This is a genomic window from Posidoniimonas corsicana (genome assembly GCF_007859765.1).
Lineage (GTDB): Bacteria > Planctomycetota > Planctomycetia > Pirellulales > Lacipirellulaceae > Posidoniimonas > Posidoniimonas corsicana.
The window spans coordinates 772429-791247 of record NZ_SIHJ01000001.1; the positions used below are offsets into that span (position 1 = coordinate 772429).

The window sequence follows — 18819 nt, forward strand, 5'->3', positions numbered from 1 at the left end:
TGGTATGACCGATCGTTTGTCCATCGTCCGCGAGAACCTTCAGGCGGTCCGGCAACGGATCGCGGACGCGGCGGGCCGCGCGGGCCGGGACCCGGCCGGGGTCCGGCTGGTCGGGGTCTCGAAGTACGTCGACGCGGCCACGTCCGGGCTGCTGGTCGAGGCCGGCTGCAGGGCCCTCGGCGAGAGCCGCCCCCAGCAGCTGTGGGCCAAGGCGGCCGCCGCCGAACTGGCGGGCGCCGACGTCGAGTGGCACCTGATCGGCCACCTGCAACGCAACAAGGTGCGGCAGACGCTGCCCGTGGCGGCGCTTCTGCACTCGGTCGACAGCCCCCGCCTGCTGGCGGCGGTGCAGCAGGCGGCCCAGACGCTTGGCCTGCGGGCGCGGGCGCTGCTGGAGGTGAACTGCTCGGGCGACCCCGAGAAGCACGGACTGGCGCCGGACGAGTTGGAGGCGGTTGTGGCGTCGCTGCCCGACTTTCCGGCGGTGCAGATCGACGGCCTGATGACCATGGCCGCCCGCGAAGGCGGCCGGTCCGAGGCCCAGAGCAACTTCGCCGAGCTCAGGGAACTCCGCGACCGGGTCGCCGCCAGCGCGCCGGACGGGGTCACCCTGTCCGAGCTGTCGATGGGCATGTCGGGCGACTTCGAGGAGGCGATCGCCGAGGGCGCCACGCTGGTCCGCGTCGGCTCGGCCCTGTGGGACGGGCTCCGCTAGAGCGCGGCCTGGGCCGGAACACAGGGCTCAGGTTAAGATAGCCATTATGCCAGACATCCAACGCAACCCGACCCGCAGCGTCGCGATCGGCTCGGTCACGATCGGCGGCGGCGCGCCGATCGCCGTCCAGAGCATGACGGCCACCCACACCCAGGATATCGACGCCACGGTCGCGCAGGTCAACGCCCTGGCGGACGCGGGCGCCGACGTGGTGCGGATCGCCGTCGACAGCCAGAAGGACGCCGCGGCGCTGGCCGAGATCCGCAGCCAGACAACCGCCAACCTGTCGGTCGACCTGCAGGAGAACTACCGCCTGGCGGAGCTCGTGGCGCCGCACGTCGACAAGGTCCGCTACAACCCCGGCCACCTGTACCACCACGAGCGGGACAAGCCGTGGCAGGAGAAGGTGGAGTACCTGGCGGGCGTGGCCGCGGACAACGACTGCGCTATGCGGGTGGGGGTCAACTGCGGCAGCGTCGACCCGGCGAAGAAGGAACGCTACGACGCGGCCGACTCGATCTCCCCCATGCTGGAGAGCGCGTGGGAGCACTGCGAGCTGCTCGACGAGCTGGGCTTCACGCGGTACTGCGTCTCGCTGAAGGACAGCGACCCGCAGAAGGTGATCGAGGTCAACACCCGGTTCGCCGAGCGGCGGCCCGACGTGCCGCTGCACCTGGGAGTCACCGAGGCCGGCATGCCGCCCGACGGAGTGATCAAGACCCGCATCGCGTTCGAGCAGCTCATCGGCCGCGGGCTGGGCGACACGCTCCGCGTGTCGTTGACGGTGCCCAACGACCGCAAGCCCGAGGAGATCGCCGCCGGCCGCGAGATCCTGGCCGACATCGCCGCGGGGCGGGTCCGGTCGGTGGTGGATTACGGCCTGTCCACGCTCAACATCATCAGCTGCCCCAGCTGCAGCCGCGTGGAGAACGAGGCGTTCGTCGACCTGGCCGCCAAGGTCAAGGAGATGACCCAGTACGCCAAGGACCACGCGGTCACGATCGCCGTGATGGGCTGCCGCGTGAACGGCCCGGGCGAGACCGACGACGCCGACCTTGGCCTGTGGTGCGGCCCCAAGTCGGTCAACCTCAAGAAGGGCGAAGAGACCCTCGGCCAGTACGGCTACGAGGAGATCCTGCCCCGGCTCAAGAGCGAGCTGGACCTGATCATCGCCGCCAAGAGCTAGAGCGGCCTGCCGCTGCCTCGAGCGCCCGTGAACGGGACCTCCGTGGCGAGGGCGTCTCGCCGCGGCCGCTTACTCAGCTGGATTGTTGCTGAAAACGGCCACCCAGCGCGGTCAAATAGAGGTCGGCTCGTGCGCGCGCTCATGGCCGACAGGGAGCGTGGCCGCTGCGTGCTGAAATCAGGCGCCCATCGCTCGGACTACTTGTCCGAAGTGCGCACACAAAAACGGACAAAACCCCGACCGCGCCCACCAGAGGAGGTTAACGCAACGGCCTGAAACAAAAGCACTTACGAAAAAAGACAGCCGAAGGTATGCCCTGAGTTTTGTCCCCTCCGCTCGTGTTTTTGGACAAAACGAATCGGACAAAACCCCGCCTGGAGAAGACGCGAGGGTTCGGCGTGCGCTAAGCCGGGCAGAGCGCGCCGGGGAGCGCCGCGTGCTTCATCGCGGCGATGTCGTCCAGCCCGCCGGCGTAGATCACGATATCGTCCGCGGCGAACACCTCGCTGCCACGGGGGCGGAGGATGGTCCGCCCGTCGGCCCGCTCGATCGCGACAAACACCAGCCCGTCGACGGTCGCGCCGAACTGCGCAACGCTCTGGCCCACCAGCGGCGCGCCGGGGCGGACGTGGGTCTCGCCCAGCTTGAAGGACTGGTCGTCGTCCTCGTAGCCGTTGGTGTACTTGGCCAGCCTGGGGCAGATTACGGCGCTCGCCACCGTGCGGCCCGCCATCTGGTGGGGCGACACCACCAGCGACGCGCCGGCGTGCTGCAGCTTGCGGGCGGCCATCTCGTTTTCCGCCCGGCTGATGATCACGCACTCGGGGTTGTGCTCGCGCACGGTCACGGTGATGAACATGTTCTCCGCGTCAGAGTCCACCGCGCACACCACTCCGCGGGCCCGGGCGAGCCCGGCCTCGAGGAGCAGCTCGTCGTCGCTGGCCTCGCCCTCCAGCACGACCTGGCCGTCGTCGATGGCGCGGCGGATATTGGGCGGGTGGTTCTCGATCACCACGCACAGCACGTCCTCGCGGGTGATCTCCTCGCAGATCGTGCGGCCCATGCGGCCGTAGCCGCAGACGATGATGTGGTCGGAGCAGTCGGCGATTCGGCGTTTCATGATTCGTCGGCGGGCGGCTTCCGGGTCGGAGGCGATCTGTACAATCGTCGAGAGCGAGTAGGTAAACACGCTGATGCCGCACACAAGCAGCACCGAAGCGAACACCTGCCCGGCGTGGCTGAGGCCGTAGTCGCCGTAGCCCACCGTGGTGATCGTGACCAGCGTAAAGTACAGGCACTCCCAGAGGGTCCAGTCCCCCTCGATGAAGTAGAACCCGATCGTGCCCACGACCAGCACGCCGGCCAGCAGCGCCCCGCAGCGGGCGACCGAGGTTGTGGGGGACGTGGGGAGCATCGGCGGCGGGGTCGGGGCAGGGCGTGCCAACAACCCTAGGTCACGCCGCCGAGTGCGCGGGGGTTTTCCTCAGACGCGCCGTCACGACGCGCACACCCGGCACACACGTTGCAGGACGATCCGAGCGCCGCCGGGCTACCGCAGCACGGGGGCCGCCTGGGCAGCCGGGTCGGTGGCGGCGGGGTCGCCGGCGGCCGCCACCGGCGCCTGCTTGATGATCATCACCTGGGTCGTGGCCTGCGGGATGATCGGCTCGGGCTTGTCTTCCATGAAGTCGTGGAACGCCTGCTCGACGCCCTTGAGCATCCCGTAGTCGTGCGACAGCATCACGCCGCCAGGCGTCATGCGGGGGTAGAAGTACTCCAGGCAGGCGAGCGTCCCCTCGTAGAGGTCAACGTCGAAGTGCACAAACGCGTACTGCTGCTCCGGCACGCCGTCGGTCGAATCGGGGAACAGGCCCTTGTGGTACGACACGCCCTCGTAGCCGGCCAGGTAGCCGCTGACCTTCTCGACGCTGCACGCGTACTGCCCCACCCGGTGCACCCGCGCGTCCTTGTCGCAGTCCTCCGGCAGTCCCTCGAAGGTATCGAACAACAGCAATGGCTTGTCGCCCTTGACCTCGCAGATCAGCTTGGCGGTGGTGCCCTGGTAGCAACCGACCTCGGCGAACGCGCCCGGCAGCTTGATCATCGCCCGCGCCAGGGTCATCACGTTGTAGCACTCCCACGCGCTGTTGAGGCACTTGCGCTCGCGGCGGACCTTGCGGAGCAGCTTGACCTCGCCGGTCGGCTTGCGCGCCGAGAGCGACGCGATCTGCAGCTTCGACCAGGCGTCGAGCCCGGCCTGTTCAAAGAATCCACCGCCCATCCGCTGGACGAACTTGTTCCGTAGCCACATGGGTAGGTCCTTTCCCAGTAAACAGGTCACAACGGGCGGCCGCAGGCACGGCCCGCTCATACTGCTTCGGGCACCCGCGGCGGTCAAGCCGGGGTCGGGCCGATCCCGACAAAATCACGCAATCCAATGGCAACGCCGACCGGTTGGGGAAACCCCGCGCGGCCTCGCCACGCCTCGTTGCGGGAGGGGAACGAAAAAACCCCACCGCGCACTTCACGTACGCGGTGGGGTCGACGCTGTTACACCGGTAGCGGGGATCCGCCGGCGGCTACAGGCCGCTGTCGAATCGGGTGAGCTCACCCTGCTTGATTTCGATTGCCTCGCCTACCGGCAGCGGCTCGGACATGCCCTGAACATCGAGCTCAAGGTCGTAGACCCCCGGCGGCAGCAGGTAGGGGTAGTACAGGCTGTCGACCCTGCGCGCGCCGCCCAGGCCCGCCGCGGCGCGGGCCTCGTACGCGAGCAGCCGTGCGGGCGCCTGCCCCTGGTCCTCGTCAGCCACGGCCGACTGGTCGGCGCGGCGGAAGAGCCGCCAAGCCGTAACGTCCTGCTCGGGCCTGACCAGCTGGATCCCGCTGTCGAGCGTCACCACCGAGCGCTCGCCCGGCTTCACCACCACTTGCTCAGACACGGTAATGGGCTGGTCGGCGCCGGCGTACTGGAAACAGACGTCGTACACGCCGGGGAGGACCGGCTTGTCTTTGAAGTTGTAGTAGCCGTTGCCCTCGGACCCCACCCGCACCACGGCCCGACCCGAACCCGACTCGGTGATTGCCACCAGATCGACGTGCAGGCGGTTCTTCCAGTCGCCGCCGCTTACCAGCTCATCCGGAACGTTGAACGCGATGCTCCCCAGAGGCAGGTCGCGGGTCTGCTGCTTATAGATCGTCAATACGCCCAGCTCGCTGCGGGTAGGTTCGCCGTAGTTTGGAACAGCGAAGCCGGCGGTGACTCGGTAATCGCCCGACACGAGCGGGTGGGTCGACTGGTCCGATGGCTTGGTAATGGTCTTCGTGATCTTCCCGTCCGACGCTCGGGCGATCTCGATGTAGGCGAGGCTCTCGCCGCCGCCGGGCGGGATCGCGATACGCAGCTTGCCAAGGCCGGTCCCGCTGGCGACCGTGCGGGCCTTCGCCTTCTCGACCTCCTCGGCGACACCCCGGCTGACCTCCCGCAGCGCAGCGAGCAGCGCGTCGCCGTCCGCGGCGGCGAAGAACTGTCCCCCGCCGGCCTTGGCCAGGCAACTCAGTTGCTTTGCGGCGGCCGGGTCGACGTCGAACCCGACGGTGTGCAGCACGAACCGGCAGCCGGTGGCCTTCAGCTCGCCGACTACGCGGCAGGGGTCACCGCCGCACGTCTCCACGCCGTCGCTCACCAGCACGACGCTCGTCACCGCGTCCTTGCTCTTGAGCATCTCGGCCGCGGTCAGGAACGCGGAGGTGATGGGCGTCTTGCCGCGGGGCTGGAGCGCCTCGACTTGGTCCATCAGCCCCTGGCGGTCGCTGCTGCCGGCGGGAATCAGAACCTCAATATCCGAACAATCGCCCGGACGACGGTGGCCGTAGGCGACCAGCCCCACCAAAACCTCCTCGGGCAGGCCAGGTGTGATCTGTCGCATTACCCGCTTCGCCGCGTCGATCTTGCTCTGGCCACCAGCGTCCTCCGCCATACTCCCCGAGGAATCCAGGATGAACAGCACCTCCGGCATCGCCGCCTGTGCAGCAGGCGAGCAAGGGACCAAGGTTGGCAGCATCGCGGCGACGAAGAACGCGAGGACGTAGCGCATACAAGGGCTCCAGGGGCAGGGTGGGTGCCGCAACAAATCGGCGTCGGGGGAGTTGGCGTGGCCAATACTGGCCGGGGAAAAGTCGCGCCCGAATCGGGCTAGCGGGGTCGCTCAAACCTACTTCACGCGGCCGGCAACGCGGGTCGCCTGGGCCGATTTCTGGCGCGGCGAACCCACGGCGTAGGTGCGCCAATCAGCGCGACCCGGCGCCGCCGACCGGCGGAGCCCGGCCTGGCCGCTAGGATGGTAAACGACGGCGCGACCAGACGTTCTACAGCCGCCCCTCTTGCTAGCACACAGGCGGCAAATAGCGAGGTTTACTCTGGGGCCAAAGTGTCGCATACTCATCGCCCTGAGGCCGCTCATCCGCCTGATCACGCGACTAGAATCGACACAAACCGCCCTATGCCTCGCCTCTCGTGCAACCAGCTGAGCACGTTCCGCTGGTCTCTCGACGAAGACCTCTACCACTACCGGAAGGCCGGCTTCGAGACCATTGGCCTTTGGCGCCGTAAGCTAGTTGATTTCGGCGTCGAACGCGGCCTCGAGCTGCTCCAGGAGAGTGGCCTGCGGGTCTGCAGCCTGAACTGGGCGGGCGGGTTCACCGGGATCGACGGGCGGTCGTTCGAAGAGAGCGTCCGCGACGCCTGCGACGCGGTCCGGCTGGCCGACGAGGCGAACGCCGAGAACCTCGTGCTGTACGCCGGCGGGCGCAACGGGCACACAACCCGGCACGCCGAACGCCTGCTCGCGTCGGCGCTCGACACGCTGCTGCCGCTTGCCGAGGCGATGGGCGTAACGCTCGCGCTCAAACCGATGCACCCCGCCTGCTCAGCGGAGTGGTCGTTCATCAACTGCATCCAGGAAGCAGCGACACTCGTCCGCGGGTACGACAGCCCACGGCTCCGCCTCACTTACGACAATTATCAGTTTCCTTTGACCGAACAGGCGCTGTCCGATCTTGGCGCTATCGCCCCGCTTATCGGGTTGGTGCAGTTGGCCGACACGCGCACCCCGCACGGCATCGACCTGGACCGCTGCCCGCTAGGCGAGGGCGCCCTGCCGGTGGCGGACACGATCCGCACGCTGATCGCGGCAGGCTACACTGGGTGCTTCGACGCCGAGATCCTGGGGCCCTCGGTGGAGGCCCTCGAGTACGACGACCTCCTCGCCCGCACCCGCACCGCCTACGACCAGATGCTCGTTCGGGCCGATTCGCCGACCCCGCTGGCGGCGCCAAACCGCGCCTAACCTCCCGCCGCTCCGTGCCCAACGACCTGACCGTCAACGATCAGATCACGATCGCCTCCGGTGAGCTGCAGCTCAGCTTCGCACGCAGCTCCGGGCCCGGCGGGCAGAACGTGAACAAGGTGAACACCAAGGCGACGCTGCGGTGGTCTCCTGGCGAGTCCGCCTCGCTCCCGCCCGCCGTGCGGCGGCGGTTCGTCGATCGCTTCGCGTCACGCCTGACGGCCGAGGGCGAGTTGGTGCTGCAGAGCGGTGTGCACCGCGAGCAGGCCCGCAACACCACGGAATGCCTAGCACGGCTGCGGGCAATGGTGCTGTCGGTGGCCACCCCACCGAAGCAGCGGCGGCCGACCAAGCCGAGCCGCGCCTCAAAGGAGCGGCGCCTGCAAAAAAAGCAGCATCGGTCTGAAACAAAGCGCCTCCGCCGGCAGCCTAAAGGCGATGAGTAGCCGGTCGGATACCGACCACCCTGGGCGAAAGCTGGGCGGGCTGCGAGGTCTGCCGAAGGCCCCCAGCCATCCGCCGCAAGGATCCGAAATCACCCAACCTATTCCCGCCAGACGGCTTAGGACAACGGGCACGCCGGCGGTGCAAAATCTTGGCTGAATTTGTTTGGAGCCGGTAAGAATTGCATGTATTCTTGCTAGCGACGGATCTAGCGGACGTGACGATCGCCTTTTCTTATCACTCCTCATCAAGACCCTCGTCACTCACGGGTTAGGTCCTCGCGACAGCGAGCTGCGACGTTTCGGCATCATGTGATTCTCGCTGCACGTCCAGAGGCTTGCCGCAGCACGAGTGCGGCGGAATGGGGCGCCGCCAACTGGCTCGTGGAGCGCAGAGCGAAGTTTCGCAGCAGGACATCGGTTTTTCCGTGACGCCCGAAGGCGTCGGTAAGTCTGGCCTGATAGCCACGCGCTAAGTCGCGAGAGCTCCGCAGGGCAGAGGCACACAAACTCACAGCCCGACCCAGCTTGTGGGTCACACGGTCGCCGGGACGGCGTCCGTCGGTTTCGGTCATCGGGATCCGGCGCGCATGTGCGGGCCCTCCCAACAGCAAAAGGAGTGATACCCATGTCGGTAGTCCAGGCCCAATCCTCGACCAGCGTCAGCTGGATCGAGCACCAGATGCTGGATCATGTGAAGGGCGCGCTCCGGGTCACGCTCGACTGGAACGCCCCCAGCGTGAGCCTTACCCGCAAGAAGTCGAGCGTGCGGTTCTCGTTCCAGTCGTTCTGCCGCCACCTCGACCGGCTCATGCGGATCGAGGAGAACGACAACTACCTCGAGGAGCTGTGCGAGACCAAGCCCCACTTCGAGCCGCAGGTCCGCAGGCTGCGTGCCGACCACGACCACTTCCGGTCGCGGACGCACACGCTGATGGCGCAGCTCGAGAGTCTTGAGGAGTGGCAGTCGGATCAGTTCGACGAGTGCTGCCTTGAGATCCGGGAGTTGCTGCGCGAAGTCGACCAGCACGACCACGAGGAGGTCCGTGTGCTGCAGGAGCTAATGTCCTCTGATCTGGGGGGCGAGGGCTAACCGCACGCGAGGGCCGGATATCCGGCTTGGGCGCTGGAGGGGGTTCTGCCAAGCTCTTTATTGACAGAAACAACTTCCAATTCTTCTGCGAAAAAGCACTCCTCCGCCCCAATCGGTGCGGGGTAGAATAGGGGAGACAGCGAGCCGGCAGGCCCGGCCCGCTGGTCTCCTAACGCAGAAGCCCTGCCTCGTTGACGCGGAGGTCTCGCCAGATGGGAAAACGGCCGCAGCACCTGGATCGGTTCTTAGAAGATTGGCCCTACGAGTTTGGAGAGGTGACCGCCCGGTGCGTCAGCGGTGCTGACGGCCGCCGCGTGCTGCAGCTGAGGATCGACCTGGGGGTCCTGCAGATGGAGGTATCTGGCAGGCCGGATGGTCGCAAGCCTGACGGCGCCGAGACCTACTACGACCGGCTCATCTCGCTGGCCTTTGAGGAAGGCGAAGAGTTTGAGCTGGACGACGAACGCTGCGTCGAAATCGACCGCGAGTTCGTGCAGTTCTACCACCGCCGGCTCGCTTGGCTGGCGCTCCGCGAATTCGAGAACGCGGTCGCCGACGCGGACCACACGCTGGCGTTGATGGACTTCAGCTCCGCCCATGCGCCCGACGAGGAGTGGGCCGACCTGCACGAGCAGTACCGTCCGTTCGTGCTCTTCCACCGCACCCAGGCCGCGGCGCTCCGCGAGCTAGAGCTCAGCCAACCCGAACGGGCCGTGGCCGCCCTCAACGAGGGACTGGGCAAGATGCGCAGCGTTTTCGCCCGGCACGACCTGCTCGAGGACTTCGAGGACGACGAGCTCGTCGTGAAGCTGGTCGACATGAAGGACACCCTCACCGAGCAGCACGACCTCGAGGCGCCGCTCACCGAGCAGCTCGCCGAGGCAATCGCCGAGGAGCAGTACGAGCTGGCCGCGGAGATCCGCGACCGGATCGCCCGCCGCACCCGCACCGGCGCCTAATCCGCCGCATGCACCGCCAGCACATGTTGGCGATTCTTTCAATCGGCTTGCAATTGTTCACCATCTGGTGAACACGCCCGCACAATCGGCGCCCCGTTAAGACAGGGCTGTGGCGCGTGTTAGCTCAATCCGCCGCCCACTCTCGGGCGATTGGCACGCCCCGTGCAATAGTTGGCTCACGTCGCTCAGGGGGAGCGGGCGAGTCGCCCGCTTGAGGTTTCGAGCGGCGCCAACGATCTGTGACGCCGCTGGGCAGCGGCCATCTCATCACCAACCAAGGGAGTGTTTCATGTTGGTTCTTTCACGCAAGGCGAACGAGAAGATCCGTATCGGCGACGACATCACCATCACCATCCTGCGCACCAAGGGCAAGACCGTGCGGGTTGGCATCGAGGCCCCCAACAGCGTGCCCGTTCTGCGGGGCGAACTGTCCTTCGAACAGCCGGAGGATGAGGAAAAACAAGACGCCCCCACCAAGCCGGCCGGCAAGCCGTCGCAGAACCAGACGCCCAACCAGGACTGGTCCACCGATTCGCAGCCGTGCGTGGCCCACGCTCGTGTAGCCCGCAGCCGCGTCGCGACCGTGCTGCCGCAGATGCTGGGCGATGCGGGACCGCTGCGGGCCATGCTGGACCGCCGAGCGACCGCGGGCGAGTTCTGAGCCGGCCGCGTCAGCGGGCGTCCGGCCCGTTCAGGTCGAGCCGTTCGACCCGCACCCCGGGAATCGTTACTGGCTGTCCCCAGATGGCGTCGACCTCGGGGAAGCGTTCCACGTGGCTGGGGTCCGGGGTGAGCACAACATCGGCCTGCCGGGAGTCGCTTTCCAGCGACGGGACGGTGGCCTCGAGCTGGCTGCCCCCGGTAGTCACCGATCCGCCCTCGCGGACCACGCGCAGCACGCCGCCTTCCAGCTGGATGGTCTGATCGTCCAGGCGCACCGCGGCGTTAAAGCTAACCGCGGGGCCTGCGGTAGCCTGAGAGTCGACCACCAGCACCACCTTCTTCCGCCCGTCACCCAGCTTCTGCACCACTAGCCGCTTCACGCCAACGCCGTGCCCGGACCGCAGGTCCGCCGGCTTGGTGAGCAGCGTCACAAACTCCTCTTCGTTACCGTGAACGGTCAGCGTTTGGGTGGGGGTCGCCTCCCACTGCTTGAGGCCGGCGGGCAACCCGCCGGGCGAGATGTCCCGCGAGTCGAGCCCCACCATCTTGCCGGCCGGCACGTAGGCGGCTTCCACAACGGCCTCCAGCTTGTGCTCCCCAACCGGCAGCGACTCGTCGCAGTACCCGCGCCACTCGTGGCCGCTGTGCGAAATCCGGCGGACCTTTAAGGGGTTCCCGTCCAGCCGCACCTCCTTCACGGTCCACACAAGCCGCGGGAGTGACGACGAGTGCCGCGCCCAGACGCTGCCGTACTCGACCTCGACCGAGAACCCCACGTCGCGCTGCCGCATCCGCCGCACGGGCCGCAGTGTCGGGGCGCCGCCGTAGTACGCGTCGCACAGGTCGATCAGCGTCTGGTCGGTCACAATGCCGCTGTTGATGGCCGGGTCGAGGAACCGGCCCTGCCAGTTCAGCGGCTCGTCAAAGCCGCCGGGCTTGGTGGCCCGCATGTGCTTCACCAGTATCCGCACGGCGTCGTTCACCTGCTCGGCGGTGAGGTCGCCGCTTGCCAGCCGCCGCTGCAGCTCGTCCCACGCCCAAGGCTCGTCGATCCGGGTGGGCAGCTCGGCGTTGATAAGCCGCGATGTCGACAGCATCCCCAGCCCGCCCGGCCCGCGGGCCATCGACTGCAGAGTGGACGCTGCCAACCCGCCGAAGACCGGCGTGAGCGCCAACGCTATCGCCCACAGCGCCAACGGCCGCCTCCGTTCCTTTGCCGCTAGCCAAATTAGCGTGCCGATCGCGGCGAAGAACGGCCCGATCGTGCTGACGCCCCACACGATCGAGATAAACGCCTGCGGCTCGCGCTGCAGCAGCCTGCCGCCGAGACCCAGCAGCGCGCCCCCAACCACCAGCAGGATCAAGAGTGTCCTTAGTCGCAAGCGGAAACCGGTGCGGGCCATGGCGGGTCAAGCGGCGGGAGGGAGGAGCGTCAAACGCTCGAGACGCGCAAGACGCCATGCTAACGCCCGGTTACCCCGCCGGCAACTTTCGCGGCCGGCGCGATCGCCAGCACCACGCCGCGGCTACCAGCAGCGCTGCACCACTAGGCGCGGGCACGGCCGCGAAGGCCGCGTCCGACGGCATGAGCGACTCCCACGTGGCGCCCAGGTTGTCTCGCCAGACGCTGTAGTCACTCGAGTCAACGAGGCCGTCCCCATTGCCGTCGGCGGCCAGGTTGTCGGTGCCGCCGAATGCCTCGCGCCACACCAGGTAGTCGTCGGCGTCGACCAGGCCGTCGTCGTTGTAGTCGCCCGCCAGCGTGACAAACGGGTTGCTGAACATCTCGGAGGTGAGCAGCACGTCGTCGGTCAGCGTCCCGAGGAACGCGATCAGGTCGGCCACCTCCTGGTCGATGAAGTTGAACCGCACCGGGCGGCCGTTGGGCAGCGTCAGCAGCGGGTCGAGGTTGGGGTTGTCGCGGATGCCGGTGCTGTAGAAGCGGATCACGTCCTCCAGCGAGTCGAAGCGACCGTCGTGCATGTACGTGCCGCGGACCGCTACGTTCCGCAGCGATGGGACCTTGAACTCGCCGTCGCCGGCGCCCTCGTCCGTGCCCAGCTCCTCGTCGGAGATCAGGTCCAGCCCGATGTTGTGCGTGTCGACCGACACCTGGGCGTTGGTGCGGTGGCAGCCGTCGCAGCGGTCGGCGAACAGCTGGTGGCCGCGTTCTTCGCTGACGGTCAGCACGGAGCCGAAGTCGGGCGGCCCGCCCTCGCGGAACGCCTGGTCGAACTTCGCGTTGTACGAAACCATCGACCGCACGAACTGCGACATCGCCGCCGACATCCGCTCGCTGGTCACCTCCGGCGTGCCGAACGCCTGCTCGAAAAGCTGCGGGTAGAAGTCGGTGGCGGCCAGCTTCGCCTCCAGGTCGCCCAGGTCCGTGATGCCCATCTCGACCGGGTTCTGGATCGGCTGCAGCACCTGGTGCTCCAGGGTCGGCGAGCGCTCGTCCCAGAAGAATGCGCCGCTGCCGTTGTACCGCGCGTTGGCCAGGCCCATCGAGTTGCGGTCGGTCAGCTCGCCGTCGAAGCCCTCGCTCACCGGGTCGGGGTCGGTGAAGCCGTGCTCCTGCTGGTGGCACGAGGCGCAGGCCGTGGAGTTGTTGTGCGAGAGCCGCGGGTCGTAGAACAGCACGCGGCCCAGTGTGGCGCCGGCGTTGGTGAGCGGGTTATCGGCCGGCGTGTTGTCGAGCGCCGCGATCGCGGCGCCGCTCGGTGTGCCGGGGCGGAAGTGGGCGGGCAGGTCGGTCTCGGCGTACGCGACAAAGTCGGCCAGGTCCGCCGGCAGGGCGGGGACGCCGACCGTCTGGGCCTTGGCGGTGAGCTGCCCCAGAGGCCAAGCGGCGGCCAGGGCGACAATCGTCGCTGTTCGCATCGTGGTGCTCCGTTCCGGTGTCTGTGCCTCTGCTGGCGCCCCTGTCGTCACGCCTCTCCCGCTAAACGGCCCCACGGGCGTGGGGTCTACACCCGGCCGGCATGCTAGCACCCGCGCATCCGCTATGGCTGCCAACGCCGGGGTTCTGGTAGAGTCGCCATCCCCGCTGGGGGCCAAAGATTGGCCCTTAATTCGATCCTCCCACAAGGAGCCGAGCATGGATGCTCACCGGACCAAGACCGCCCTGCGCGCGCCCTGGCGCGGCCTCTTCCTGCTGCTGACTGGCCTGATCGGGCTGGCCCCGATCGCGGCCTCCGCTGCCGCGACCTACCGCACCAATAACTTCGTGGTGTACGCCCAGACGCCCCAGCTGGCCCAGGAGATCGCCCAGTCGGCCGAGTCCTGGCGGAAGCAGCTCGCGATCGAGTGGCTCGGCGAGGAGATGCCCGATTGGACCGAGCCGTGCCCCATCAAGACCAAGGTCTCGCCCCGGCTGGGCGCCGGCGGCGCGACCAGCTTCCTGTTCGACCGCGGCGAGGTGTACGGCTGGGACATGAACGTGCAGGGCAGCCGCGAGCGCGTGCTGGACAGCGTGCTGCCGCACGAGATCACCCACACCGTGTTCGCCAGCCACTTCCGCCAACCGCTGCCCCGCTGGGCCGACGAGGGCGCGTGCACCACCGTCGAGCACCGCAGCGAGATCGCCGTTCAAGAGCGGCTCCTCATCAAGTTCCTCAAGACCGGCAAGGGCATCCCCTTCGACGCCATGTTCGCGATGAAGGAGTACCCGGCCGACGTGATGCCGCTGTACTCGCAGGGGCACTCGCTCACGCAGTTCCTGATCGAGCGCCGCGGCAAGGCCGCGTTCCTCAACTTCCTGTCCGACGGCATGCAGGACGAGGACTGGCCCCGCGCCATCCGCACCCACTACGGCCACGATGGCCTGCGTGACCTGCAGGTGACCTGGCTCGACTGGGTCAAGTCGGGCCGGCCGCGGCTGGCGATGGAGCCAGCCCCCAACGCGATCGCGTCCGTCACACCTATGGGGGAAGAGCCAATGCAGTATCTGGGCCCCATAACGCCGATCACCCCGGCCAAACCGGGCGGCGACTCGGTGTACCACCGGCTGAACCGCGCCCCGCACACTGCCCAGGGCGGCGGAGCGTCGGTGTACGACTCACGGTCGCGGGACATCATCCGGAGGTAGCCGCCGTGCGACGCCTAACGCTGCTGGCGGCACTGCTGCTGTCGTCCAGCGGGTGCTACTCCGCCCTGTTCGACCTGTTCCACTCGCGGCAGTCGCCCGACTACTTCGAACAGCGTGACGCCTACGAGGCGAAGGTCCAGGCGTACGAAGACTACGAGCAGTTCGGGGGAACCCCGAGCGCAGCCATCCCGTAGCCCCATTCGGCCGGACCGCGGCAGTCACAAGGTTGGATGCTGCGATGCCCAGCGTCATCCGCAATCCGATGGCGCCTAGCGGTTTTGTCCGATTCGTTTTGTCCGAAAACACGCGCGAAGGGGACAAAACTCGGGGCATACCGTGGCCCTAAAACTCCCTAAGTGCTTCAATAACAATCGGTTACATCAATATCCTCCCAACAGACAAGCGGGGGTTTTGTCCGATTTGGAGCGCACGGACCGGACAATTGAGGTCGGTCCCTCAGGGGCACAACGTGCGCAGCGGCGCCCAGGCCCCCCTGCAACAGGTAGACGTACGCACACAGCCCCATTGGACCGCGCTGGGTGGCCGGTTTCTACGACAAATCGGTCAGACGAGCATTGGCTTCTCGGACCTGGAGAGACGCCCTTAGACCTCGATTCCGCTCGAACGTGCAGAGCAAAATCGAATGCACGGTGGGCTCCCACGGCTGGCCAAGTGCGGAAGATTCCCTCAGTCTGTTGCTCTAGTTGCCAGCCGACCGCTTGTCCTTCCGGCGGAGGGCGATGCCCATCAACGCCAGCACCGACGCGGTGACCACGGCCGTCGGTTCGGGGACGGCTGCGGCCGCGGCGGGGATCGCCGCCACGGCGCCGTAATTGGTCCGCCAGGCATTGTACTGGGCGTCGCCGATCACGCCGCCGACCGGGTCGTTGGCGAGGGTCCCCGCCGGGGCGCCGACGTTGTCGCGCCACACCGTGTAGTCGGCGGCGTCGACAACGCCGTCTTCGTTGTAGTCGCCGGGCAGCAGGGCGGCCTCGACGACCACGACCTGCACGTTCGTTGGGTTGTACACGACATCCCACGCCAACCCGGCGCCCAGCGGCGCGAGCGAGAAGTCCTCACTGGCGAAGGCGCCCGCGACGCTGGTCGCGGTGAGGATGGTGAACGCGTCGTTCAGCACGGGGTTGAAGCCACCGATCAGCGAAAGCTCGAGCTCGCCGTCGAGCTGCGCCAGGCCGGTTAGCGCCATGCGGTCGTACTGGTTAAGCCCGGTCCCCTGCAGCTCGATCTCCAGCATCCCGGCAGCGGTCTGCTCGAAGTCCGTGCCCGAGGTCTGGCCCGGCGAGGCGCCCAACGCCACCCGGCCCTCGTTCTGCACGAGCACGTCGACGTCGGCGCCGTCAAGCAGGGTAAGCGTCTGGCCGGCAGCGTTGATCAGCGCTCCGCCGCCGGCGAACGCGGCGCCGGGCTCGACCCGCGTGTCGCCCTCAAGCCTCAGGTCGGCGTTGAGGTTCACCACGCTGGTCGACTGGATCACCGCGCCATCGATGGCGAGGGTCGAGGGCGCGGCGCCGTTGACCGTCACGGCGCCCCCAATGTCGGTCGCGTGAAGCGACTCCAGCACGCCGCCGTCGGCCAGGGTCAGGGTCGAGGCGGGCGCGAGGTTGAACGCGAAGCCGACGGTCGCCACCGTCCCGCCGTTGGCGACCACCTGGCCCTCGTAGCCGAAGTCGGCGTTGTCGTGCAACTCGAGCCGCCCGCCGCCGAGCGCCCGGAGCGTGCCGGTGTCGAGGGCGCCGTCCCAGTTGTTGTTGTTGGCGGGCGTATCAACGACCAGCGTGCCGCCGCCGCTGACGCCGGTGACCGTGTTGTTGACGATGCGGGCAGAGACGAGTCCGCGGCCAACGATCAGCCCGTCGTTGGTGATCGTGGCGCCGGTCAGCTCTCCGCCCCGCAGCTCGGCGACCGAGTCGACGCCGAGCGTCCAGGGGTTGGTCACGTCGAGGACGCCGTCGTCGTCGGCCGTGCCGATCTCGCCGATGTCCGTGATCGCGCCGCCGAGGGTGAGCGTGCCGTCGTCGGCGCGCAGCTCCGAGTTCGGCCCGTTGAAGTCGATGTCGGCGTCGATCGTGCCGAACCCGTACAGGGCCGCGGTGGAACCGGAAGCCAGCACGCCCAGCCCGTTGACTTGGCCCCCCTCGATCCGGTTGGGGTTCATGGCGTCGCCGCCCGAGAGGCGGATGCTCGCCGCCGCGTCGTTGAAGCTGATAACGCCGGTCGCGCCGATCGTCACACGGGCCTCGAGTCGGCTGAGGCCGTCGACGTTCATCTGGCCGTTCATGTTGAGGTCGCTGCCGGTGATCACCGGGTCAAAGAAACCGGCGTCGCCGTTGACGTGCACCACACCGCTGCTGTTCACGGTCCACGAGGCGTTCGGGTCGTCGAGGTTCACGTCGAGCCGGCCGCCAAGGTTGGCGTTGATGGTCAGCTCGCTGGTCTGGGGCGTGGGGAAGTTCACGGAGCGGCCGTAGTCGGCCAGCTCCGCCGCGTTGATCACCAGCGGGGCGTCGATCGTAAAGTCGGGCGCCCCGAGCAGGATGACCCCTTCGGCGCCGCCGCCGTCGAGGCTCACGACGCCGCCGCTGAAGTTGAGCGTGGTGGACTCGTTGACCTGGCCGCCTGAGAAGTACACGTCGCCCGGCCCGTTGAACTGCGCGTTCTCGGCGCCGTTGACGGAGTTGAACGTGGAGAACCCGAGCACGGCGAGCGTGGCCCCGGCGGCGACGTCCAGCTCGGCGTCGGAGTTCCAGGTGACCGGCACGTTGATCTGTGACGTGCCGGTCCCCTCGACGCGCACGTCCGCGTCGTTTGACTGCGAGACGATGGCGTCGTCGCCGACGACCATCGCGCTGCCCAGCACGCGGGGGCTCTCGCCGGTGGAGTTGTTGAGCGTCAGCCGCCGCTCCATCGTCCACGACCCGTCGGCCACGGTGAGGTCCAGGTCGCCGCTGTTGAGGGTCAGGAACCCGTCGGCCCGGTCGTTCCCCTCGAACGATTCGAGGTTCAGCTCCAGCCTGCCGTCCGCTTCGACAATGATCTCGTTGGTGCTGGCGCCGCCGCCATCGAAGTCCATGTTGGCGTCGTTGATCACCACCGTCGCCCCGGGCCCGACCGTCAGCCCGGCGTCGACGCCGAGCATCTGAAAGTCGACGCCGGCGCCGACCGTCGCGTCCTGGTTGAAGATGACCCGCCCGTTGTTCGCGATCGTGCCGCCGGTGGCGGTGAAGGGCGCGTCGAACTGGAGCGTGCCGTCCGGGTCGGCGACCTCGATCGTCGTCGGCGACAGCCCGCTGCTCATCGTGATCGCCCCGCCCCGCAGGTACGCGACATCGGCCGGGATCGCCGCGATGAACGGCAGGTTGCCGGGCACGAACCCGTTGCCCACCGTCATCGTGCCGGAGAAGGCCCAGGCGTCCTCGATGTCGAGAGTCGCGTTGTGCCCCAGGTTGATGACGCCGTCAAACGGGTCGATGATGTCCAAGTCGATGTCGAGCGTCTGGTTGCGGGTGATGTCGATCGCGCCGTTCCCGCCGTTCCCGCCGTTGCCGTCCAGGTCGATACGGGCGTCGCTGTCGATGGCCGCGAGCGTGAGCGTGCGCGGCGTCGGCGACCCGCCGGCAAGCACTATTCCGTCGACAACCGATCCAGGCCGGATCAGGCCGTCGTTGCTGAACACGATGGCCGCCGAGGCGACGCCGTCGCCGTTGCGGATCAGCCCGTGCCCGGCGAGCACGCCCCCCGCTTCAATGCTCAGCAGGCCAATCGCCGTGGGGTGGATGATCGACGTGAAGTTTGCGTTCGCGTACGTGGCGTTGGCGTTGATGGTCAGGTTGTACGCCGAAACCGACGTGGCCGGCAGGCTGGCCACGTTGCTCTCGCCCGCCCGCAGCACGGTCCCCGCGCCGGAGAGCGTGATGTCGCCGTTGACGTCGAGGTAGAAGGTCTCCGTGTCCAGCTCGATGCTCCCGGAGAGGTCGAGCGACAGCACCTCGTTGTCCTGCGCCATCTCGACGTGGTTGTTGGTGTTGAACACCGCGTCGTCGTTGTCGTCGGGCTCGTCCAGGCCGGTCCAGTTCAGGCCCGACGAGTTCCAGTCGTTGTTGCCGCCGATCCAGGTGCGGGTCGCGGCGGCGCCGTGGTTAGCCGGGCAGGCAATCAGGAGGGCGAGAGGCAGAACGAACGATGCGCGCGGCAAAGCCTTCATGTCGATTTCCAAGTGTGAATGTGGCTAAACGGGCCCGCACCGCTGCCACAGGCCGGCCCCAGAGGCTGATCAAGAAAGCGCCGTTCAACCCGCCACCCTCCGC

General features: G+C 67.7%; 15 protein-coding genes. 9 read left to right on the plus strand and 6 right to left on the minus strand.

Annotated features, from left to right (window positions below):
- Positions 1 to 4 precede the first annotated feature (4 nt).
- Both KOR34_RS02795 and ispG read left to right on the plus strand, forming a co-directional pair.
- On the plus strand, positions 5 to 715 hold the full coding sequence (locus tag KOR34_RS02795; protein WP_146562029.1) for a YggS family pyridoxal phosphate-dependent enzyme: 711 nt from the start codon (positions 5 to 7) through the stop codon (positions 713 to 715).
- A gap of 46 nt (positions 716 to 761) precedes the next feature.
- On the plus strand, positions 762 to 1901 hold the full coding sequence (ispG, locus tag KOR34_RS02800; protein ID WP_146562030.1) for a (E)-4-hydroxy-3-methylbut-2-enyl-diphosphate synthase: 1140 nt from the start codon (positions 762 to 764) through the stop codon (positions 1899 to 1901).
- A 403-nt stretch (positions 1902 to 2304) separates the two neighbouring features.
- Here the strand turns inward: ispG and KOR34_RS02805 are convergent, their stop codons facing one another.
- The 3 genes from KOR34_RS02805 to KOR34_RS02815 form a co-directional block, all read right to left on the minus strand.
- Positions 2305 to 3315: a potassium channel family protein gene (locus KOR34_RS02805; RefSeq protein ID WP_146562032.1), complete on the minus strand. Its 1011-nt coding sequence runs from the start codon at positions 3313 to 3315 to the stop codon at positions 2305 to 2307.
- A 135-nt stretch (positions 3316 to 3450) separates the two neighbouring features.
- Complete coding sequence (locus tag KOR34_RS02810; protein ID WP_197531086.1) at positions 3451 to 4212, minus strand: TylF/MycF/NovP-related O-methyltransferase; 762 nt, start codon at positions 4210 to 4212, stop codon at positions 3451 to 3453.
- Between the two features lie 268 nt (positions 4213 to 4480).
- Positions 4481 to 5998, minus strand: coding sequence for a vWA domain-containing protein (locus KOR34_RS02815; protein WP_146562035.1), 1518 nt, complete (start codon positions 5996 to 5998; stop codon positions 4481 to 4483).
- Between the two features lie 405 nt (positions 5999 to 6403).
- Between KOR34_RS02815 and KOR34_RS02820 the strand changes: the two genes are divergently transcribed.
- From KOR34_RS02820 to KOR34_RS02840, 5 genes are all read left to right on the plus strand, one after another.
- Positions 6404 to 7249, plus strand: a complete 846-nt coding sequence (locus KOR34_RS02820) for a sugar phosphate isomerase/epimerase family protein (protein WP_197531087.1) — start codon at positions 6404 to 6406, stop codon at positions 7247 to 7249.
- 14 nt (positions 7250 to 7263) lie between these two features.
- Positions 7264 to 7695, plus strand: coding sequence for an alternative ribosome rescue aminoacyl-tRNA hydrolase ArfB (gene arfB / locus KOR34_RS02825; RefSeq protein WP_197531088.1), 432 nt, complete (start codon positions 7264 to 7266; stop codon positions 7693 to 7695).
- A 625-nt stretch (positions 7696 to 8320) separates the two neighbouring features.
- A complete protein-coding gene (locus KOR34_RS02830; protein ID WP_146562039.1) occupies positions 8321 to 8785 on the plus strand; it encodes a hemerythrin domain-containing protein in 465 nt (154 codons plus the stop codon).
- A gap of 212 nt (positions 8786 to 8997) precedes the next feature.
- Complete coding sequence (locus KOR34_RS02835) at positions 8998 to 9744, plus strand: UvrB/UvrC motif-containing protein (RefSeq protein ID WP_146562041.1); 747 nt, start codon at positions 8998 to 9000, stop codon at positions 9742 to 9744.
- Between the two features lie 289 nt (positions 9745 to 10033).
- Positions 10034 to 10405: a carbon storage regulator gene (locus KOR34_RS02840; RefSeq protein ID WP_146562043.1), complete on the plus strand. Its 372-nt coding sequence runs from the start codon at positions 10034 to 10036 to the stop codon at positions 10403 to 10405.
- Positions 10406 to 10415: 10 nt separating this feature from the next.
- Here the strand turns inward: KOR34_RS02840 and KOR34_RS02845 are convergent, their stop codons facing one another.
- A complete protein-coding gene (locus KOR34_RS02845; protein ID WP_146562044.1) occupies positions 10416 to 11810 on the minus strand; it encodes a hypothetical protein in 1395 nt (464 codons plus the stop codon).
- 70 nt (positions 11811 to 11880) lie between these two features.
- Positions 11881 to 13287, minus strand: a complete 1407-nt coding sequence (locus KOR34_RS02850; RefSeq protein WP_197531089.1) for a cytochrome c peroxidase — start codon at positions 13285 to 13287, stop codon at positions 11881 to 11883.
- Positions 13288 to 13504: 217 nt separating this feature from the next.
- Between KOR34_RS02850 and KOR34_RS02855 the strand changes: the two genes are divergently transcribed.
- Positions 13505 to 14494, plus strand: a complete 990-nt coding sequence (locus KOR34_RS02855; protein ID WP_146562046.1) for a hypothetical protein — start codon at positions 13505 to 13507, stop codon at positions 14492 to 14494.
- 5 nt (positions 14495 to 14499) lie between these two features.
- On the plus strand, positions 14500 to 14688 hold the full coding sequence (locus tag KOR34_RS02860) for a hypothetical protein (protein WP_146562047.1): 189 nt from the start codon (positions 14500 to 14502) through the stop codon (positions 14686 to 14688).
- Between the two features lie 506 nt (positions 14689 to 15194).
- On the opposite strand, the gene KOR34_RS02865 is transcribed toward KOR34_RS02860, so the two are convergent.
- On the minus strand, positions 15195 to 18716 hold the full coding sequence (locus tag KOR34_RS02865; protein WP_146562049.1) for a beta strand repeat-containing protein: 3522 nt from the start codon (positions 18714 to 18716) through the stop codon (positions 15195 to 15197).
- Positions 18717 to 18819 lie beyond the last annotated feature (103 nt).